Genomic DNA, 19730 nt, shown 5'->3' with positions numbered 1-19730 from the left:
CTATTCCCCCAGGAAAAGTTCGGCGGCGGCTTCGATGATGGCCTCGGCATCCAGGCGATAATTGCGGTAGAGGTCGATGAGGTCGCCGGTCTGGCCGAACCGGTCGGTGCCGAGCGGGCTGACGCGCATGCCCTTCACACTGCCCAGCCAGGACAAAGCCGAGGGCGAACCGTCGATGATCGTCACCAGCCCCGCATGCGGCGACAGCGCGGACAACAGCGTCTCCGCGTGGCTGATCTCGGTCTTCCCGGTCCAGCGCCCCGCCTGTTTAGCGGACCAGCCGCGATGCAGCAGATCAGGCGAGGTCACGTTCAGCAGGCCGAGGCCGGGAATATCCTCGACCAAGCCGTCGAACGCTGTCAGCACTTCGGGCGCGATCGCGCCGGTGAAGACGATCGCGGCTTCGGCTTCGCCGGACGGGCGCTTCAGCCAGTAACCTCCCTTCAGCATATCCGCTTCCCAGCCGTCATCCACGCGTTCGATCTGCGGGATCGAGCGCGTGGTGAGGCGGAGATAGACGGAACCGCCTTTCTCCGCCTGCAAATGCTCGAACGACCAACGCATCAGCGCGGCGAGTTCGTCGGCATAGGCCGGCTCGAAATAGGTGAGGCCGGGCTGGCCCATGCCGATCAGCGGCGAGTTGATCGACTGATGCGCGCCGCCTTCCGGTCCGAGCGTCAGGCCGGCCGGGGTCGCGACCAGCAGGAAGCGCGAATCCTGGTAACAGCCATAGTTGAGCGCATCGAGACCTCGGGCGATGAACGGATCGTACACGGTGCCGATCGGCATCAGCCGGCTGCCGAACAGCGGCGCCGCGAGCCCGAGCGCCGTAAGCATTAGAAACAGGTTGTTCTCCGCGATCCCCAGTTCGATATGCTGGCCGGCCGCATGACCCGACCATTTCTGCGCCGACGGGATCTTCGCGCCGGCGAACACATCCTTGAGTTCCTGCCGCCGGAAAAGTCCGCGCTGGTTCACGAACGCTCCCAGATTGGTCGAGACGGTAACGTCGGGCGAGGTTGTCACAATTCTATCCGCGAGCGGGTGACCCGATTTCGACAGATCGAGCAATATCCGTCCGAATGCGGCCTGCGTCGATTGTTCGTCGCCGTCCGGGACGGGCAGCCGATCCGGCACCGGCACCCCCTCCGCAACTGGCTCGGTATTCGTCTTTGCCAGCGGACTCTGCTCGACAAAGGCCTTGAGCTTGGCGGCCATATTGTCGCCGAGACCGGCATAGGGCTCCCATTCCTGCCCCTCCGCGATGCCCAGGCTGTCGCGCAGGCCGTGGATCTGGGTCGGGTTCATCAGGCCGGCATGATTGTCCTTATGCCCCGCGAACGGCAGGCCATTGCCCTTGATCGTATAGGCAATGAACATCGTCGGCACGTCGTCCGCAGCCTTGTCGAAGGCTTCGACCAGAGTGTCGACGCAATGGCCGCCCAGATTGGTCATGAGCGCGGCCAGCGCCTCGTCGTCAAAGCCGTCGAGCAGCTTCTTCACATTGAGCTTGCCGCCGATATCGGCCATCAGCCGCGCGCGCCACGCGGCTCCGCCCTGATAGGTGAGCGCAGCATAGTCCGCGTTCGGGCAGTTATCGATCCAGTCTTCCAGCGTCTTCCCGCCGGGCTTCTTGAACGCGGCCTTCTGAAGCTTGCCGTGCTTCATGGTGATCACGCGCCAGCCGCAGGTCTCGAAGATATCGTCGAAGCGGCGGAACATGCGGTCGGCTGTCGTCGCGTCCAGCGACTGGCGATTATAGTCGACGATCCACCAGCAATTCCTGAGATCGTGCTTATAGCCTTCGATCAGGCACTCATAGATATTGCCTTCGTCAAGCTCGGCATCGCCCATCAGCGCGATCATGCGACCGGCGTCGGCTTCCTTCATCTGGCCGTGCGCGATCAGATAGTCCTGCACCAGCGAGGTGAAGGCCGTGACGGCGACGCCCAGCCCGACCGACCCCGTCGAGAAATCGACCGGAATCGCATCCTTGGTCCGCGACGGATAGCTTTGCGCGCCACCGAGGCCACGGAAGCGCTGCAACTGGTCGAGCGACTGATTACCGAGCAGATAATGGATCGCATGGAGGACCGGGCCGGCATGCGGCTTCACCGCCACCTTGTCCTGCGGCCGCAGCGCATGGAAATAGAGCGCCGCCATGATCGCGGTCATCGACGCGCAGCTGGCCTGATGACCGCCGACCTTCAGGCCGTCACGACTGCCGCGAATGTGATTGGCATTATGGATCGTCCAGGCCGACAGCCAGCGTAGGCGCGTGTCGAGTGCCTCCAGAGCAGCCAGCATATCCTGATTCAGATCCGAAACGGCCATCTTCGTCATAACGCCTCCATGTGCGTAACCGCATATAGAGTGACGGCGCCTGTCGCGTCCTTGCGAAATGGCTGGATATTTCACAAAAAATGGCATTTAATTGCCATATTTTCATTGTATTGGGCAACATATGCCAAAATTCGAATTGAATGAGATCGATCGTAAAATCCTGGACAGCCTTCAGCGAGATGGCCGGATGACCAACCAGAATCTGTCTGAGGAGATCGGCCTGTCGCCCAGCCCGTGCCTTCGACGGGTCCGGTCGCTGGAGGATAACGGCGTCATCAGCGGCTACGTCGCGATCGTGAATCCCGATGCGGTCGGATTGCAGGTGACCGCCTTTATTCGCATCCGGCTCGACCAGCAGGACGACAGCCACCTGGCCTCATTTGAGACGGCGGTCGCCAGTTTGCCCGAAGTGATGGAATGTTATCTTATGACCGGCGAATCCGATTACCAACTCCGCGTCCTGGTTGGCTCGCTCGTTGAATTCGAGGATTTTCTTCGCCATAAACTTACCAGGATCAAAGGTGTGTCCCAGGTCACGACCAGCTTCGCACTCCGCCCGATCGTGTATCGGACGGCTCTGCCGGTCATGGCCAAGCGTTAGGGCGCCATCACGCTCACGGTTCCTTGCGCTGAATCTCCGGCTTTCTTTATCCCAGTTGTACGAGGCGGGAGCCCACGGCACTCCTTCAGCGACGCTAAGGTCCAAGGCATTGAGAACCCGGCTCGCTATATCGCGGAGCAGTGCATTACTGGCGGCGGCGAAAAAGGATGATCACCTAAGCCCGAAGCGCAAGCGAGGTAACGTTAGGGGCACCGGCGCCAGCGCGGACTCGCGCTTCGCAAGGACCATATCGCGGAGAGCCGAACTAGGCGCTCGAAGAACGGGCCGCGCTCGATCGGCTGAGGCGGCTGGTCGCGGGCTTACGCGGCGAGGAAATGGCCGGGAGCGCCAGCCGCGTAGCCGAATTCCTGGGGTTGGCCGAGCGCCGATTGGCCTCGCGCGAAGCGGCGCTTTCGGCGGACGGTCTTGAGCAGCGTTTCGAGAAAAATAAGCTGTTTGGCGACGATGATGATCACGCCTTTCGCCCGCCCTATGGCTACTACTAAGCGGCTGTCGAACGGCGTAGTTTACCCCTGTCCGGGGACATCCAGCCTTTTCCAGACGATGTGTTGGTGCTATTGATGGTGCCGGTGATTTTCCACTGCCAATTTGCAGGGAAAATCAGCTCCTTGGGTGCCCGATGGGAGTGTTCTTCTGGCACCAGTCAAATGTTCGCCGATGAACGCGAACGGTTGAAAAACCCTCAGAAAACTGTCAAAAACTGATCCGACATTGTTCGGGAAGGTTTGCCTATGTTCGCCTGCAACCGCGCCTTCTTTGGGGCGAGCGGCGGGGCGTGGCCGCGTGGATCAAAGCTGAGCGGACGGGACTATCACAGAGCGCCAGACGAACACCTCCACCAGGACCCAGGGCGCGACCGCAAGAAATCCCAGAATGCCGATGATGACGAGCCGGGCCACCGGACCAGGCCCCGAGTGCCCGCCCGAATGCCCGTCTCCAACATGTCTGCTCGCTGCCATGTTCACGCTCCCTAAAATGGGGAAACGTGACAAGCGGCGGAAAGTGCCCCTCTCCCGCCCCGGCCGGTCAGCCGATCACACCGCGAGCGGTCAGATCGGCATGGAGCCGCGCGGCGTCGACAAAGTGATGGCCGTGGAACCCGGCCGCGATGGCGCCGGCGACATTGTCCTCGCGGTCGTCGATGAACAGCGCGGTGCCGGGCGCGATTCCGAAGCGGCGGGCCGCGAGATGATAGATCGCCGCATCGGGCTTCACCATCCGCTCGACTCCTGACACGACGATATCGCGAAAGCGGTCGAACACCGGCTGGGTGTTGCGGAAGAGCGGCCAGAGATCGGCCGAGAAATTGGTGATGGCGTAAAGCGGCACCTGCCGCGCGTGCAGTTGCTCCACCAGCTCCGCCATGCCGGATACGGGATGTTCCAGCGTCTCGTTGAAGCGGTGGAGCCACGCCTCGATCAGCGGGCGCTCGTCGGGGAACAGGGCGGTCAGCTCTTCGGCGCATTCGGCGAAGCTGCGTCCCGCGTCGAGCTGGAAATGCCAGTCGAGCGTCACGACATTGGCCAGGAACCAGTCGAGCCGGTCCCTGTCCTCTATCAGACGCTCATAGAGATGACGCGGGTTCCAGTGGAACAGGACGTTGCCGACGTCGAAGACGACTGCTTCGATGCCCGACACGGAACCGCGACTGAAATCAGCCCTGGCGGGCCTTGAACCGCCGGTTCGTCTTGTTGATCACATAGGTGCGGCCGCGGCGGCGGATGACCCGGCAGTCGCGGTGACGCGACTTGAGCGACTTGAGCGAGTTGCGAATCTTCATGGCCGGGTATCTCTAATGCAAAATCTGGTTGTGTTCGAAGGCGCGGCTCTTATGTCCGGGGGCGCGTTAAGTCAAGCTGCGAGGCCGGTCGATGTCAGGAAACAGCCCGATCATCACCCCCGACCCTCCATCCATACCGGAAGGGCGGCGGGTTTACGCGATCGGCGATGTCCACGGACGGATGGACCTGCTGGACCGGCTGATTCGCATGATCGGCGACGATGACACTCGGCGGCCGCAGCTGGAAACCGAGATCATCCTGCTGGGCGACCTTGTGGATCGCGGGCCTGATTCGGCCGGTGTCGTCGCAAGGGCGATGACCGGAAGCGCCGGTTTCGCGCCGCTTCACACGCTGATGGGCAATCATGAGGAACAGCTTGTCGACAGCGTGGCGGGCGATGGCGAGATGATTTCCGCCTGGCTGTTCTACGGCGGCAGGGAAACGCTCCAGAGCTTTGGCGTGCCGGAGCAGATCATCGCGTCGGGCGATGAGACTGCGATGATGCGTGCGGCCCGCGCCGTCATTCCCAGCGACGTGATCCGCTGGTTGCGCGCGCTGCCGATGAGCAGGCGGATCGGCGACTATCTGTTCGTCCACGCGGGCGTCAGGCCCGGCGTGCCGCTGGACGAGCAGGACCCGGTGGACATGCGCTGGATCCGCCGCGAGTTTCTGGAAAGCGAGGCGGATCATGGCGCTGTCGTGGTTCACGGCCATTCAATCAGGCCAGAAGTGCAGATGTGCCCCAATCGCATCGGCATCGACACCGGGGCCTATGCATCGGACCGGCTGACCGCGATTGGGCTGGAAGGCGCGCGGCGTTGGGTTCTTCAAACCTGATCTTGCTCGACCCTGCCACCAAAATGCAGCACATTCGTTCCGTTACTGGTGTTTTGCCGCCGATTGCCGTGGCGGCGGCTCGCCCATCAGGGCAACGGGTGGAGGATTGATCCATGACTGATCGCATGTTTCGCGCCGCAGCGCTGGCGCTTTGCGCCGCAGCCGCCGCCTGCACCACATCGGCCCCACCTGCGCAGGTGACCCGGTTCCATCTGAACCAGCCGATCGCGCGCGGCAACGTGTTCGTCACCCCGCTGGACCGCACCGCACCGCCCACGCTGGAACAGCAGAGCTATGTCAACGCGGTTGCGGCCGCGCTCAACCTGCAGGGCTTCACGACACGCGACAACATCAAGGCGGCCGAGCAGATCGCCACGGTGGACGTCCAGCGCGGCGTCCAGCCATCCGCCCTGCCCGCGCGCTCGCCGGTGACGATCGGAGTCGGCGGCGGCACCTATGGCGGCGGACTGGGCATCGGCCTTGGCACCAGCTTTGGCCTGGGCAAGGGCAAGTCGCGCGACATCACCGTCACCACCCTTGCCGTGCAGTTGAAGCGGGCGTCGGACGAAGCCGTGATTTGGGAAGGCCGGGCGATCGGGCGGACGGAAAGCGACGCCGCGCCCGCCGATGAGATCGGCCGTCTGGCCGATGCACTGTTCCGTGATTTTCCCGGCCCGTCGGGGCAGACCGTGGAGGTGAAGTGACATTATCGATTTCGTCCGCGTTCGATGCGGGCAATATCCGTCTCCTGGGGGTGGACGGGCAGCGCGCCGACCTGGAGATCGTCCGCGACCGGGAGTCCGACTTTTACCAGTGGTTCCATTTCCGGGTGACGGGTGCCGCCGGAGGCCCCGTGACGCTGCGAATCCTGAACTGCGCCGGCTCCGCCTATCCGGACGGCTGGCCCGGCTATGCCGCCTGCGTGTCGGAAGACCGGCAGACCTGGGTGAGGGCCGCCACCCGCTATGCCGACGGCGTTCTCACCATCACCCACGCACCCGCGGGCGATGCACTGTGGGTCGCCTATTTCGCGCCCTATTCGCTGGAGCGGCACCATGATTTCGTCGCCCGCATCGCGCAGCGCGAAGGCGTGTCGCTGGAATCGCTGGGCAACACGCTGGACGGCCGCGACATCGACCTGCTGTCGATCGGCGACGGCCCGTTGCAGGTCTGGCTCTATGCCCGCCAGCATCCGGGGGAGACCATGGCCGAATGGTGGATGGAAGGCGCGCTGGAGCGGCTGACCGATGTCGCCGATCCGGTCGCCCGCAGCCTCCGTCGCAAGGCGCGTTTCCATATCGTCCCCAATATGAACCCGGACGGCAGCTTTCGCGGGCATCTGCGTACCAATGCGGCGGGAGTGAACCTCAATCGGGAATGGCACGCCCCTTCGCTGGAACGCAGCCCGGAAGTGCATCATGTGCTGGAGCGGATGAAGCGGACGGGCGTCGATTTCGCCATGGACGTGCATGGCGATGAATCGATCCCCCATGTCTTCCTCGCCGGGTTTGAAGGCATTCCCGAGCGGAACGACGCGCAGGGGCGGCGCTACCGCCGCTATGTGGAAACGCTTGAGCGGCTGTCGCCCGATTTCCAGACCAGGCACGGCTATCCGGCCGCCCCGCCGGGCAAGGCCAATCTGTCGATGAGCACCAATCAGCTCGCCAACCGTTTCGGCTGCATCGCCATGACGCTGGAAATGCCGTTCAAGGACAATCTCGACCTGCCCGATCCGGTGGAAGGCTGGTCGCCGGGGCGATCAAAGGCCCTCGCGCGCGATTGCCTGGCCGCCCTGCACGAACTGATCGACGATCTGAGATAGCGCAAACCCGCCCTTTATTCCCCTCAAGTCTGGCGGCGGAGCCGGGCTTGCGTTAAGCCATGGGCGTAACAGTCGGCCTGGAGGAGCGCCCATGCAATTTGTCAGGACGATAATCTGGATCGCGGTCGCGGTGACCGTCGCCCTGTTCGCCATTCGCAACGGCGCTCCGGTTACGGTCAACCTCTGGAGCGACCTTCAGATGGTGACGCCGCTCTGGGTCATCGTGGTGCTGTCGTTCCTCACCGGGCTGCTTCCGCTGCTTGCAATGCATCGCGCGGCGCGGTGGCGGTGGCGGCGCAGGCTGGAGCAGAGCGAGCGAGCGCTTGCCGACGCGCGTGCGGCCGCTTCTCCGTCGCTTGTCGGCGAATCCTCCCCCACCCCAGCCGAAAACATGGCCGCGACGCCTGAACTGGCGTCGCCGCCCCCCGGAAACTGACATCATGTCCAGCCCCGTCTATGTCGCGCTCGACACCATTGATCTTGACCATGCGAAGGCGGTGGCCACGGCCGTCCGCAACCATGTGGGCGGGATCAAGCTGGGGCTGGAGTTTTTCACCGCCAATGGCCGCGCCGGGGTGCGGGAGATGGCCAAGCTGGACCTGCCGATCTTCCTGGACCTGAAGCTGCACGACATCCCCAACACCGTCGCCAAGGCGATACAGGCGCTGCGTCCGCTCGATCCAGCGATCATCACCATCCATGCAAGCGGCGGCCGGGCGATGATGGAAGACGCGAAGGCCGCCGCCCCTTCGGGCACCAAGGTTGTCGCGGTCACGGTGCTGACCTCGCTTGACGGCGAGGATCTGAAATCGGTCGGCCTCAACGGCAACGCCCATGACCAGGTGGAACGGCTGGCGGACCTCGCCCAGGCCGCCGGGCTGGACGGAATCGTCTGCTCGGGCAATGAGGTGGCCGCCGCGAAAGCGCGCTGGCACAACGGCTTTTTCGTGGTTCCCGGCCTCCGCCCCGGCGGCAAGGCCACTGCCGACCAGAAGCGGGTGATGACGCCCCGCGCCGCGCTGGACAATGGCGCGTCGATCCTCGTCATCGGCCGGCCGATCACCCAGGCCGATGATCCCGATGCCGCCGCGAGGGCCATTGCGGCGACGCTGTAGAAGACACGCAAACCACCAGTTGCAATTTACCGTCATCCCCGCATAGGCGAGGCATGACGAAAGGGATGGAATGTGACCACCCATGCCAAGATCTGCGGCCTGTCGGAACCCGCCACGCTTGACGCGGCGGTGCGGGGCGGCGCGTCTTATGTGGGCTTCGTCTTCTTTTCCAAAAGCCCGCGCAATGTGACGGGCGAACAGGCGGCAATGCTCGCCTCCCGCGTGGCGGACCATGTCGGGCGGGTGGGGGTGTTCGTCGACCCCGACGATGCGCAGGTGAAGGAGACGGCTGCGGCTGCAAGGCTGACGGCGATCCAGCTTCATGGCGATGAAAGCCCGGCCAGGGTGGCGGCGATCAAGGCGCTGACCGGGCTGGATGTGTGGAAGGCCGTCCCCGTCCGCACCGCCGCCGACATTGCGGATGCCCGCGCCTATGCGGGCGCGGCCGACCTGTTGCTGTTCGACGCCAAGCCGCCTAAGGGAGCGGACCTGCCGGGCGGGCTTGGCCTGCGCTTCGACTGGCGGCTGCTTTCGGGCTATCGCGCGCCGCTGCGCTGGGGCGTATCGGGCGGGCTTGATGCGGCCAATGTGCGCGAGGCGATCGGCGTGACGGCGACCGGCCTGGTGGACGTGTCGTCGGGGGTGGAGGACAGGCCGGGCGTGAAGTCCATGGCGAAGATAGAGGCGTTCTTGAAGGCGGTGAGCAAGGCATGAGCACCCAGCCCAACAGTTTCCGGACCATGCCGGACGAGCGCGGCCACTTCGGCCAGTTCGGCGGCCGCTATGTCGCGGAAACGCTGATGCCGCTGATCCTGGACCTTGAGCGGGAATATCGCGCCGCCACGGCCGACCCGGCGTTCAAGGCGGAAATTGACTATCTGCTCAAGCATTTCGTCGGCCGCGAAAGCCCGCTCTATTTCGCGCCGCGCCTGACCGAAGCGCTGGGCGGGGCAAAGGTCTATCTGAAGCGCGAGGACCTGAATCACACCGGCGCGCACAAGATCAACAACTGCATCGGCCAGATCCTGCTTGCAAAGCGCATGGGCAAGACCCGGATCATCGCGGAAACGGGCGCCGGCCAGCACGGCGTCGCCACCGCGACCGTCGCCGCGCGCTTCGGCCTGCCCTGCACCATCTTCATGGGCGCGCTCGACATCGCCCGGCAGCAGCCCAACGTCTTCCGCATGCGGTTGCTCGGCGCCGAGGTCCGCCCCGTCGAATCCGGCGCGAAGACGCTGAAGGATGCGATGAACGAGGCGCTTCGGGACTGGGTCACCAACGTCCACGACACCTTCTACATCATCGGCACGGCCGCCGGGCCGCACCCCTATCCCGAGATGGTGCGCGATTTCCAGTCCGTCATCGGCATCGAGACACGCGCGCAGATCATGGAGCAGGAGGGCCGCCTGCCCGACATGCTGATCGCCTGCGTCGGCGGCGGATCAAACGCCATCGGCATGTTCCACCCCTTTCTGGATGACGCCGGAGTGCGCATGGTGGGCGTGGAAGCGGCTGGCCACGGGCTTGAAACCGGGCAGCATGCAGCAAGCCTTGCGGGCGGGCGTCCGGGCGTGCTCCACGGCAACAAGACCTATCTGCTGCAGGACAAGGACGGCCAGATCACCGAGGCGCATTCGATCTCGGCAGGCCTCGACTATCCGGGCATCGGGCCGGAACACAGCTGGCTGCACGAGATCGGCCGGGTCGAATATGTGCCGGTGACGGACGACGAGGCGCTTGCCGCCTTCCAGAAGCTGTGCGCGCTGGAAGGAATCATCCCGGCGCTGGAATCCAGCCACGCGATTGCCGCCGCCGAAAAGATCGTGCCGAAGATGGACAGGGACCAGATCGTCGTCATCAATCTGTCCGGCCGGGGCGACAAGGACATCTTCACCGTCGCCGAGGCGCTGGGAGTGAAGCTGTGAGCGACCGCCTTTCCGCCCGTTTCGAGAAATGCCGCGAGGAGGGTCGGGCCGCGCTCGTCACCTTCGTCACCGGCGGCGATCCCACGCCCGCGCGCACCGGCGAAGTGCTGGATGCGCTGGTCGCCGGCGGGGCGGACATCATCGAGCTTGGCATGCCGTTTACCGATCCGATGGCGGACGGCCCCGCGATTCAGGAGGCGAACCTGCGCGCGCTTGCCGCCGGGATCACCACCGACGCGCTGTTTGCGATCGCAAGCGACTTCCGCGCGCGGCACCCGCAGGTGCCGCTGGTGCTGATGGGCTATTTCAACACCATCGACCAGCGCGGCCCGGAGCGTTTCGCGGCGGAGGCGAAGGCGGCGGGCGTGGACGGGGTGATATGCGTGGACGTGCCGCCGGAAGAGGATGACGTGCTTGGCCCGCAGCTTCGCGCCGAGGGACTGCACCTGATCCGCCTTGCGACACCGACGAGTGACGACAAGCGCCTGCCCGCGATCCTGAACGGGGCGAGCGGCTTTCTCTATTATGTCGCGGTGGCGGGGATAACCGGCACCCGCTCCGCCGCCGAAGGGGAAGTCGCCGCAGCCGTCGCGCGGATCAAGCAGGCGACCGCGCTTCCGGTCGCGGTCGGCTTCGGCGTCCGCACGCCCGATCAGGCCGCCTCGATGGCCCGCCTCGCCGACGGGGTCGTGGTCGGATCGGCCATCGTCGAACTGGTCGGCAAGGCGGGCGGCAATCTGGCCCGCGAGGTCGAAACGCTGGTCGGCGGCCTGTCCAGGGCCGTCCGCGACGCAAGGAAACAGGAGGCCGCATGAGCTGGCTCACCCGCGTCCGTCAACGCCTGCCCTTTCTCCCGAAGCGGGAGACGCCCGATAATCTCTGGCACAAATGCCGGGGCTGCGGACAGATGCTGTTCACCCGCGAGTTCGAGGAAAATCTGTCGGTCTGCCCGAAGTGCGACTTTCACGAGCGGATCGGCCCCGAGGCGCGCTTTGCTCAGATTTTCGACGATGGATGGGTCCGCCTCCCCTCGCCCGCCGTCAGCGAAGACCCGCTGAAGTTCCGGGATTCCAAACGGTACAGCGACCGGATGAAAGCGGCCCGCGCTTCCACCAGGGAGCAGGACGCCTTCGTCAACGCGGTGGGCGAGATCGACCATCAGACGATTGTCGTGGGCGTGCAGAACTTTGCCTTCATGGGCGGATCGATGGGACAGGCGGTGGGGTCGGCCTTCATCGCGGGCGCGCGCGCGGCCATAGAGCGGAGCGCACCCTATGTCGTCTTCACCGCTGCGGGCGGGGCGCGGATGCAGGAAGGCATATTGTCGCTGATGCAGATGCCCCGGACCACCGTCGCCATCGCCGAACTGCGCGAGGCGCGGCTGCCCTATATCGTGGTGCTGACGGACCCGACGACCGGGGGCGTCACCGCGTCCTATGCGATGCTTGGCGACATCCAGATATCCGAGCCGAACGCGCTCATCGGCTTTGCGGGGCAGCGCGTGATCGAAAGCACGATCCGCGAGAAGCTGCCGCAGGGCTTCCAGCGCGCGGAATATCTGCTTGCGCACGGCATGCTGGACATGGTCGTCGACCGGCGGCAGCTTCGCGACACTCTGGGCCGGGTCATTGGCCTGTTGATGCCGCAACAGCAACACGCCTGAAGGAAGCGCCAGCCATGGCGGACGGCGCGAGATCGGATCACCCGCCGCTGCAAACGCAGCTGGACCGGCTGGCGGCCTTGTCGCCGGGCAGCGACGTGCTGGGGCTTGGCCGGATCGGGCGGCTGCTCGACAGGCTGGGCAATCCGCATGAAGACCTGCCGCCCGTCTTCCATGTCGCGGGAACCAACGGCAAGGGATCGACCTGCGCCTATCTGCGCGCCTGTCTGGAGGCGGCGGGCCACAAGGTCCATGTCTACACCAGCCCGCACCTTGTCCGGTTCAACGAGCGTATCCGACTTGCCGGACGCCTGATCGAGGATCAGCCGCTCGCCGCGCTGCTCGCCGAGGTGCTCGACGCGAACGGCGACGACGAGATCAGCTTTTTCGAAGCGACGACCGCGGCCGCATTTCTGGCGTTTTCCCGCACGCCCGCCGATGCCTGCGTCATCGAGGTGGGCCTGGGCGGGCGGCTGGACGCGACCAACGTCATTCCCGCGCCCGCCGCATGCGGAATCTCCCAGCTGGGCGTCGACCATCAGGCGTTTCTCGGCGCAACGATAGAGCAGATCGCGGCCGAAAAAGCCGGGATCGCCAAGCCCGGCGTGCCGATCATCATGTCGCGCTACGCCGAGCGGGTGCAGAAGGTGGTCAGCGAGGAGGTCAGGTCCAGAGGCGGCGCGCAGGTCATCCGCGGCGTCGCCTGGGACGCGGCGGTTTATGAAGGCCACCTCCATTATCGCGACGGAAAGGGTCTGCTGGAACTGCCGCTGCCCCGGCTGCCGGGAGCGCACCAGGCCGACAATGCCGCGCTGGCGGTGGCGATGATCCGCCATCAAAGCGACGTCAACGTTCCTCCCTCCGCGCTTCGCGCCGGGCTGGGCTGGACGGAGTGGCCCGCCCGCATGCAGCGGCTCGCGCCCGGGCCATTGTCCGACCTCTTGCCAAAAGGATCGGAACTCTGGCTGGACGGCGGCCACAATCCCGCCGCCGCGCGGGTGGTCGCCGATGCGCTTCGTGAGCTTGCGCATGACGACGCGCCGCTGCTGATGGTGCTCGGCATGCTCGCCAACAAGGATGCGGCCGGCTTCCTCAAGCCATTCGCCGGACTGTTGACGGCCGTCTATCCGGTGCCGGTGCCCGGCCACGACCATCATTCGCCGCAGGAACTCGCCCGGGCGGCCAAGGCGCACCGCATATCGGCCGTTCCTTCCGCCGATGGGGCGGATGCGCTGAAGCGCATAGCGCGCGCGGCGGACAACGAACGGCCGCCGATCGTGCTGATCGCAGGCTCGCTCTATCTTGCCGGCGAAATGTTACATGCGAATGACCAGGATCCGGAGTAGCTTCGATACGGTGACGTTTCGAAAAAAATTTAATGGTTTACGGGAATTACGAATACCCGGTATTTTTTCGTTAACCATTTTCCCGGTAACAAGTTCGCACAGGCGATGTAACGCCGATCCGGGGGGACACATGGGACAGACTGCGCGGACCGACCGCGAAATTGATGCTGATTTCGCTACTGTAACAACATCCCTCCCCTCTATCGAATCACTGCTCATCGGCCGCAGCCGCAAGATGGCCGAGGTGCGCCGTCTGATCGCGCGGGTCGCCCGCTCCCAGGCTTCTGTGCTGGTGACCGGCCCATCCGGCAGCGGCAAGGAAGTGGTCGCACGCTGCCTTCACGAAGCGTCGTCGAGGCGGGGCGCCAGCTTCGTCGCCGTCAACTGCGGGGCCATTCCGCGCGAGCTTCTGGAATCGGAGCTGTTCGGTCATGAGAAGGGCGCGTTCACCGGTGCGCTCCAGACTCGCAAGGGCCGGTTCGAGGCGGCCGATGGCGGCACGATCTTCCTCGACGAAATCGGCGACATGCCGGCCGACATGCAGGTGAAGCTGCTTCGTGTGCTGGAGGAACGCCAGATCGAGCGCGTCGGCAGCAACAAGACGCAGGCGGTCAACGTCCGGGTCATTTCCGCCACGCACAAGAATCTGGAACAGGCGATCATCGACGGCCGGTTCCGCGAAGACCTGTTCTACCGCCTGAACATCTTTCCGCTGCGGCTTCCAGCGCTTGCCGAACGCCGCGAGGACCTGCCGGAGCTGATCGCGCACTTCCTAGGGCAGATGGACGCCGAAACCCGTTTCTCACCCGCCGCGATGCGCATGCTGGCCGCCTATGACTGGCCCGGCAATGTACGCGAGCTTCGCAACGTCATCGAACGCGCGACCATCCTGCATCCCGATGCAGAGGTGAGCGCGGAGGACATCGAGCTGCTGATCGGCGCGACGATTTCCGTTCCGCACGACATGGACGAATCGGTGGCCGTCTGGGAAGCCGCAAGCCCTGACTGCATCGAGGACGAACCGGCCGAAATCGCCGACATCAGCGCCGTCGCAACGCCGCTTCGGCCCTATGGGGCGGGCTTCAACATCGACCCGCGTGCGCTGGTGGGGGCTGGCAGCTTCGACATGCGCGCAATGGTGGCCGAACTGGAACAGTCGCTGATCCGGGCCGCGCTCGATTCAAGCGGCGAAGTGATCGCCGACGCCGCCCGCATGCTGGGCCTGCAGCGCACCTCGCTGATTGAGAAGATGCGCAAATACCAGATCAGCCGTTCCGAACGTCCCGCCGCCGCCTGATCGGGCGGCCGGGATCAGACCCGGTTTATCGAAGCATAGGCCCGCGCCGCCCTGTCCTGCCGCAGCGCCTCGCCCGAGCCGGCGTTGTGCCGCAGCCGCGCCGCTTCCACGGCCGTCGCTATCGTCCGCCCCTGATCGGCCGCGCGATAAAGCGCGGTCACCACCGCGCCGCGCCGGGACGCCTCCTCGCGCGCCAGCGCCCCCAATGACATGACGAGTTGGAGCCGCGCGACCTCATAGCGCTCGAACCCTTCCCAATCTCCGGCCGAGACGGACGACAATGCGGCGCTGCCCACGGTTTCCAGATCCTGCGAAAGGGTCGCGACGTCGCTCACGGGCGGATCTGCTTCCAGGCATCGGCGATCCCCTCGATCGCGTCCGCCGCTTCCGCCAGTCCGGCCGGATCCATATCGGAACCGGCGGCGATCACCTTGCGGCGCACCGATGCATAGACATCGCCCAGCGTGCGCGCCACCTCGCCGCCGCGCGTGAAATCAAGGCCGGATTCCAGGCCATGAACGATCGACAGCGCCTTGCTGAGCCTGCCGCTTTTCATTTCCAGATCGCCGTTGGCGATGGCGATGCCCGCCTGCCGCAGGCACGAGAGCAGCTCGTCATAAAGCAGCTCGATCAGCCGGTGTGGGCTGGCCTGTTCCGTCCTTGTACTGCTGTCGACCGTGGCATAGCTCTGCCGCGCGCGTTGCGCCGTCATCATATCTGTATCAAGTCCCTAGTTCTCTGCATTGGTCCACATGTCGATCTGCTGCTGCATGTAGCTTTGCGTCGCCTTGAACGCCGACACCGCCCGCTCCATCGCCGTGAACTGCTTGACCAGCCGTTCCTTCAGCGCATCGCTGCGAAGATCGAGCGCTTCCTGTTCCTCCGCGATACGCTTCGCCTCGGCCGATAGCCGCGCGGACGCAGTGGTGAACGCGCCGCTGGTGGAGGTGAGCTGCTTTTCGATATCCGCCAGCATGCCGCTGATCGTGTCGCGCACCGTGATGGTGGCGGACGTGACATTGCCGAACACGCTGATCGCAAGCCCCTTGGCGGCGCTGGTATAGGAGGCGGTCAGCACATTGCCGCTGCCGAAGGCGGCCTGCCCCGCGATGGTTCCCGACGCATTGGTTCCGGCGGTCGATGTCATCGCATCTAGGCCGAGCACCGCCGCAAGCGTGCCGTCGAGCCCGCCAAGCGTAACGGCAGAGGCCATGCCGAGGCTCTTGGAGGTAAAGGTGAAGGCCGAGCCATCCCATCCCGCCGTCACGCCGACACCGAACGAGGCGAGCACCGGATCGCTGTTGATCGCGGCCTGGAATGCCGACGCAAGCGCATCGCCCGAGGCATAGCTTCCTTCGGGCAGGTAGATCGTCAGCGAGGTGCGGCCGTCCACCGTGGCGGTGAAGCTCTTGTTCGATGCATCGATCACCACCGGCGTATCGAACGCGGTTGGCACCGACGACCCGACCGCAGTGCTGGCGGTGGCCGCGACCACATTCGTCACTTCATAGCTGCCGGTCTTGATGGCGCCGATTGCGCTTGCGACCTCCAGCAGCGGCGAGCTGCTCGTCTGGCCCGGCACGAACATGTCATGCACCCGGCCCGGATGCTGGGCGACGGCGGCCGATAACCTTGCGTCGTCGATGGAAAGCGTGCCGTCGCGATTGGTCTTGATGCCGATCTCGGCAAGGCTCTTCGGCCCGTCGCCCGCAAGCAGCGTCTTGCTGGTGAGCCCGCCCAGCATGCGCTTCAGGTCGCGCATGGTGGAATCGCCCGCAAGCGGCCCCGCCACCGCTCCATTGATGCCCGGCTGGGTCGCCTCGGCGAACATCGCCATCAGTTCGTTATAGGCCGCGACATAATTGCCGACCGAGTCCTTCAGCGTCTGCTGATCATAGTCGCTCGTCACGGTCAGCGGCGCGCCGGTGTTGGTCCGGAGCAGGTCCAGCTTCACGCCGGGCACAAGATCGCTGACGCTGTTGGTGGTGCGCTCCACGGTCACGCCGTCCGCCACGATCACCGCGTTGGCGGCCTGGGTGGACCAGGTCATGCCCGATGCGCCGGGGCCGAACTCGAAGGCCTCCAGCCCAGCGCTGCCATCGATGGTGAAGCCCTGGGCCGCGCCCGTCTCCCCTTTTATGACCAGCCTTGCGCCGCCCGAATCCTGAATAATCGACGCGGTAAGGCCGCTGTCGGAGGCATTGATCGCCTGCTGCAAACCGACGAGGCTGTTGTTGTCGGGACCGATGGTGATGGTAACCGACTTGCCGTTGGGCGAAAAGCCGCCGGGCGTCGGAAAAGCGCCGGTCACGGTGCCGAAACTGATCGTGAGCGTACCCTCGCCCACCGGGGCGTTCCTGTCGGCCACCGGCGCGGAGGCGACGGTCTGCCGCTGCGCGAGTTGCTGCACCTCGATGGTGGTGGAGATGTTGGTCGGCTCGCCCGTGCCCGATGCGCTTGCGGCCACGGTCGCGCTGTCGCTGCTCACCGTCTGGCGGCCAAGCGAACCGCTTGAGACCAGTGCGTTGAGCGCCGTGGAGAAGGAGGAAAGCGCCGACTTGATCTGCGACAGGGTGGATATCCGGGCGTCCACCTTCTCCTGCCGCGACTGAAGCAGGGCGTCCGCACCGGCGCGCTGTGCAGCGACAAGGTCCGACACAAGCTGCGCGGTGTCGATGCCCGATCCGCCGCCCAGGGTTGTCAGGATCGACATTGTTGGAACCGCCCCCTTCCATCGGCCGCAGGTCCGCCGACAGCCTCTCGTTCTAATACGGCAGGATTTACCGTTCGTTTAATTGCCGAAACTGTCACAGCTCCCTCCCGTTTTCATCGAAGCGCGCGCCTTCCGGCACGTCGATCGCCGGTTGCGTCAGCCGGTCGTTCTCCACGCTGAACACGAACGCCAGCACCGATGCGACGGCGACATACAGATCGTCGCGGATTTCCTGCCCCGCGCGCGAGGTGAAATAGACGGCGCGGGCGAGCAGCGGATAGCTGAGCACCGGCACCTTGTTTTCCGCAGCAAGCTCGCGGATCACCTCGGCGACGAGGCCCTTGCCCTTGGCGACCACCACCGGCGCGCGGTCGGTCGCGCGGTCATAGCGAAGCGCGACGGCGAAATGCGTCGGGTTGGTCAGGATGACATGCGCCTGCTGCACACCGGCGCGGACATTGTTGCGCGTCGCCTCGCGCTGCTTGCGGCGCAGCGCCATCTTCACTTCGGGCGAGCCTTCGGTCTGCTTCAGCTCGTCCTTCACTTCCTTGCGCGACATGCGCAGCTTCTGCATCAGCTGGATGATCTGAAGCGGCACGTCGACCCCAGCCACCACCATCAGCCCGGCCGAAAGCACCAGCAGGAAGATGACGGCGAGATGACCGGTGTGGGCGATGGCCCGGCCTACATCCTGCGCGCCAAGCGCTGCGATCTCGCGCGCATAGCCCGACAGCATCCACCAGCCGATGACTCCGACGAGGATGACCTTGAGCAGCGACTTGCCAAGCTCCGAAAGGCCCTGGATGCCGAAGATGCGCTTGGCGTAGTTGACCGGGTTCATCCGCGACGCCTTGGGCGCGATCAGCGACATGTTGAACTGGAAGGACCCAAGCACCACCGAACTTGCGATCGCCGCCACCGTGCAGACGAGGAACAGCCCGCCAAGGGGCACGGCGACGATCTCGCCCAGCGCCCAGGCCGCGCGGCCCGGCTGGAAATCCACGCCGCCCCGCCGGATGCCGAGCAGGCCGACGCGCATCACATTCTTCAGGCTTTCGGCCATCCACGCCCCGGCGAGCGCGAGATAGACCGCGCCCGACATCATCACCAGCGCCGTGGCAAGCTCGCGCGAGCGAAGGACATTGCCCTTTTCCCGCGCTTCCCTTTTGCGCTTCTCGGTCGGGGCTTCTGTCTGATCGTCCTTTTCGGGCTTGTCGGACATGCTATCCCCCGATGAAGGATCGGGCCTGATCCAGCCCGGTCGCGGCGGCCGACTGCATGAGCTGGCTCATCGCCGGAAAGGCGATTGCAAGCACGACAAAGCCGGTCATCAGTGTCAGCGGCAGGCCGACGGCGAAGATGTTCAATTGCGGCGCGGCGCGGGTCAGCACGCCCACCAGAAGGTTGAGGCCGAAGAGCGCAAAGCCCACCGGCAGCGCGATGGCGAGGCCACCGGCGAACACATAGGCGCCGAACGTCACGATGTCCCACATATGGTCGCGGGTGAGCCACCCGCCGCCGAGCGGCATGGTCTCATAGCTTTTGACGATCAGCTCGACGAGGACGAGATGCCCGTTCACCGCAAGGAAGAGCAGGGTCATCAGGATCATCAGGAACTGGCCGACGACCGCGCTGTGCCCGCCGCTATGCGGATCGACCATATTGGCAAAGCCAAGGCCGATGGAGTTCGACAGATACTCGCCCGCCAAAAGCGGAGCCGCGAAGGCGACCTGAAGGATGAAGCCCACCGACAGCCCGATCAGCGCCTCCTGCGCGATGGTGGCAAAGCCCTGAAGCGACAGCGGATCGGCCGGCACCTCCAGCGGATAAAGCCCAAGCACCAGCACGCCGACCGCGCCCGCCAGGATCACGCGCACCTGGAGCGGCACGCCGAGCGCCGAGAAGATGGGCGCCGAAACCAGCGTCGCCCCGATCCGCGCCATCGCGAAGATCATCTGCACGAGCCACGCCTCGATCGCGAGGGAGGGAATGGCCGTCAACGCACGAGGTCCGGAATGCGGGCGTAGATGTCGATCGTGAAGTCCATCAGCAGGCCCATCATCAGCCCGCCGAAAATGCCGAGGCAGACGAGAACGCCCAGAAGCTTCGGCACGAAGCTGAGCGTCGCCTCGTTGATCGAGGTCGCGGCCTGCACCATGCCCAGCAGCACGCCGATGGCGAGCGCGGGGATGATGACCGGGGCCGAGACCAGCACCAGTATCCAGAGCGCCTGTCCCGCGACGGAAGTGAAATATGCTGCGTCCACCGT

The 19730-nt window shown here is 65.1% G+C and carries 23 protein-coding genes; 12 read left to right on the top strand and 11 right to left on the bottom strand.

Going from position 1 to position 19730, the window contains the following annotated elements:
• Window positions 1–2334, bottom strand: a complete 2334-nt coding sequence (locus BSL82_RS17335) for a thiamine pyrophosphate-binding protein (RefSeq protein ID WP_158011100.1) — start codon at window positions 2332–2334, stop codon at window positions 1–3.
• Window positions 2335–2464: 130 nt separating this feature from the next.
• On the opposite strand from BSL82_RS17335, the gene BSL82_RS17330 reads away from it, so the two are divergent.
• On the top strand, window positions 2465–2944 hold the full coding sequence (locus BSL82_RS17330) for an Lrp/AsnC family transcriptional regulator (protein WP_072598476.1): 480 nt from the start codon (window positions 2465–2467) through the stop codon (window positions 2942–2944).
• A gap of 320 nt (window positions 2945–3264) precedes the next feature.
• Here BSL82_RS17330 and BSL82_RS20670 read toward each other — a convergent pair whose 3' ends face one another.
• The 4 genes from BSL82_RS20670 to ykgO all read right to left on the bottom strand — a co-directional run bounded on the left by BSL82_RS20670 (window position 3265) and on the right by ykgO (window position 4745).
• On the bottom strand, window positions 3265–3420 hold the full coding sequence (locus BSL82_RS20670) for a hypothetical protein (protein WP_158010999.1): 156 nt from the start codon (window positions 3418–3420) through the stop codon (window positions 3265–3267).
• Between the two features lie 333 nt (window positions 3421–3753).
• A complete protein-coding gene (locus tag BSL82_RS20665) occupies window positions 3754–3924 on the bottom strand; it encodes a hypothetical protein (protein ID WP_158010997.1) in 171 nt (56 codons plus the stop codon).
• A 67-nt stretch (window positions 3925–3991) separates the two neighbouring features.
• Complete coding sequence (locus tag BSL82_RS17325) at window positions 3992–4603, bottom strand: HAD family hydrolase (protein ID WP_072598475.1); 612 nt, start codon at window positions 4601–4603, stop codon at window positions 3992–3994.
• A gap of 16 nt (window positions 4604–4619) precedes the next feature.
• Window positions 4620–4745, bottom strand: coding sequence for a type B 50S ribosomal protein L36 (gene ykgO, locus BSL82_RS17320; RefSeq protein WP_006833921.1), 126 nt, complete (start codon window positions 4743–4745; stop codon window positions 4620–4622).
• Between the two features lie 91 nt (window positions 4746–4836).
• Between ykgO and BSL82_RS17315 the strand changes: the two genes are divergently transcribed.
• The 11 genes from BSL82_RS17315 to BSL82_RS17265 all read left to right on the top strand — a co-directional run bounded on the left by BSL82_RS17315 (window position 4837) and on the right by BSL82_RS17265 (window position 14748).
• Complete coding sequence (locus BSL82_RS17315) at window positions 4837–5583, top strand: metallophosphoesterase family protein (protein WP_072598474.1); 747 nt, start codon at window positions 4837–4839, stop codon at window positions 5581–5583.
• Window positions 5584–5696: 113 nt separating this feature from the next.
• Entirely contained in the window at window positions 5697–6287 is a 591-nt protein-coding gene (locus BSL82_RS17310) for a DUF4136 domain-containing protein (RefSeq protein WP_072598473.1), read from the top strand.
• Window positions 6284–7405, top strand: coding sequence for a M14 family metallopeptidase (locus tag BSL82_RS17305; protein ID WP_072598472.1), 1122 nt, complete (start codon window positions 6284–6286; stop codon window positions 7403–7405). Before BSL82_RS17310 ends, BSL82_RS17305 begins: the two co-directional genes overlap by 4 nt.
• Before the next feature lie 91 nt (window positions 7406–7496).
• Window positions 7497–7841, top strand: a complete 345-nt coding sequence (locus tag BSL82_RS17300) for a lipopolysaccharide assembly protein LapA domain-containing protein (protein WP_072598471.1) — start codon at window positions 7497–7499, stop codon at window positions 7839–7841.
• Window positions 7842–7845: 4 nt separating this feature from the next.
• On the top strand, window positions 7846–8520 hold the full coding sequence (gene pyrF / locus BSL82_RS17295) for an orotidine-5'-phosphate decarboxylase (RefSeq protein WP_072598470.1): 675 nt from the start codon (window positions 7846–7848) through the stop codon (window positions 8518–8520).
• 72 nt (window positions 8521–8592) lie between these two features.
• Window positions 8593–9234 (top strand): phosphoribosylanthranilate isomerase, encoded by a 642-nt coding sequence (locus BSL82_RS17290; protein WP_072598469.1) that lies wholly within the window; start codon window positions 8593–8595, stop codon window positions 9232–9234.
• Entirely contained in the window at window positions 9231–10445 is a 1215-nt protein-coding gene (trpB, locus tag BSL82_RS17285) for a tryptophan synthase subunit beta (protein ID WP_072598468.1), read from the top strand. Before BSL82_RS17290 ends, trpB begins: the two co-directional genes overlap by 4 nt.
• Window positions 10442–11260 (top strand): tryptophan synthase subunit alpha, encoded by an 819-nt coding sequence (gene trpA / locus BSL82_RS17280; protein ID WP_072598467.1) that lies wholly within the window; start codon window positions 10442–10444, stop codon window positions 11258–11260. Before trpB ends, trpA begins: the two co-directional genes overlap by 4 nt.
• On the top strand, window positions 11257–12108 hold the full coding sequence (accD, locus tag BSL82_RS17275) for an acetyl-CoA carboxylase, carboxyltransferase subunit beta (RefSeq protein ID WP_072598466.1): 852 nt from the start codon (window positions 11257–11259) through the stop codon (window positions 12106–12108). Before trpA ends, accD begins: the two co-directional genes overlap by 4 nt.
• A 14-nt stretch (window positions 12109–12122) precedes the next feature.
• Entirely contained in the window at window positions 12123–13451 is a 1329-nt protein-coding gene (locus BSL82_RS17270) for a bifunctional folylpolyglutamate synthase/dihydrofolate synthase (RefSeq protein ID WP_072598465.1), read from the top strand.
• Window positions 13452–13581: 130 nt separating this feature from the next.
• Window positions 13582–14748 carry a sigma-54 interaction domain-containing protein gene (locus tag BSL82_RS17265; protein ID WP_083579280.1) on the top strand — a complete coding sequence of 389 codons (1167 nt, stop codon included), beginning with the start codon at window positions 13582–13584 and terminating at the stop codon, window positions 14746–14748.
• A gap of 14 nt (window positions 14749–14762) precedes the next feature.
• On the opposite strand, the gene BSL82_RS17260 is transcribed toward BSL82_RS17265, so the two are convergent.
• From BSL82_RS17260 to BSL82_RS17235, 6 genes are all read right to left on the bottom strand, one after another.
• Entirely contained in the window at window positions 14763–15083 is a 321-nt protein-coding gene (locus tag BSL82_RS17260) for a hypothetical protein (RefSeq protein ID WP_072598464.1), read from the bottom strand.
• Window positions 15080–15460 carry a flagellar export chaperone FliS gene (gene fliS, locus BSL82_RS17255; protein ID WP_072598878.1) on the bottom strand — a complete coding sequence of 127 codons (381 nt, stop codon included), beginning with the start codon at window positions 15458–15460 and terminating at the stop codon, window positions 15080–15082. The genes BSL82_RS17260 and fliS overlap by 4 nt, the downstream gene beginning before the upstream one ends.
• Before the next feature lie 18 nt (window positions 15461–15478).
• Entirely contained in the window at window positions 15479–17461 is a 1983-nt protein-coding gene (fliD, locus tag BSL82_RS17250; protein ID WP_072598463.1) for a flagellar filament capping protein FliD, read from the bottom strand.
• Between the two features lie 94 nt (window positions 17462–17555).
• Window positions 17556–18683, bottom strand: coding sequence for an EscU/YscU/HrcU family type III secretion system export apparatus switch protein (locus BSL82_RS17245; protein ID WP_072598462.1), 1128 nt, complete (start codon window positions 18681–18683; stop codon window positions 17556–17558).
• A 1-nt stretch (window position 18684) separates the two neighbouring features.
• Window positions 18685–19461, bottom strand: coding sequence for a flagellar biosynthetic protein FliR (gene fliR / locus BSL82_RS17240; RefSeq protein ID WP_083579278.1), 777 nt, complete (start codon window positions 19459–19461; stop codon window positions 18685–18687).
• Window positions 19458–19727 carry a flagellar biosynthetic protein FliQ gene (locus BSL82_RS17235; RefSeq protein WP_072598461.1) on the bottom strand — a complete coding sequence of 90 codons (270 nt, stop codon included), beginning with the start codon at window positions 19725–19727 and terminating at the stop codon, window positions 19458–19460. Before BSL82_RS17235 ends, fliR begins: the two co-directional genes overlap by 4 nt.
• Between the last annotated feature and the right edge of the window lie 3 nt (window positions 19728–19730).

Origin of the sequence: Tardibacter chloracetimidivorans, assembly GCF_001890385.1 — a bacterium.
Classification (GTDB): Bacteria; Pseudomonadota; Alphaproteobacteria; order Sphingomonadales; family Sphingomonadaceae; genus Tardibacter; species Tardibacter chloracetimidivorans.
This window is presented reverse-complemented; position numbering and strand designations above follow the sequence as displayed.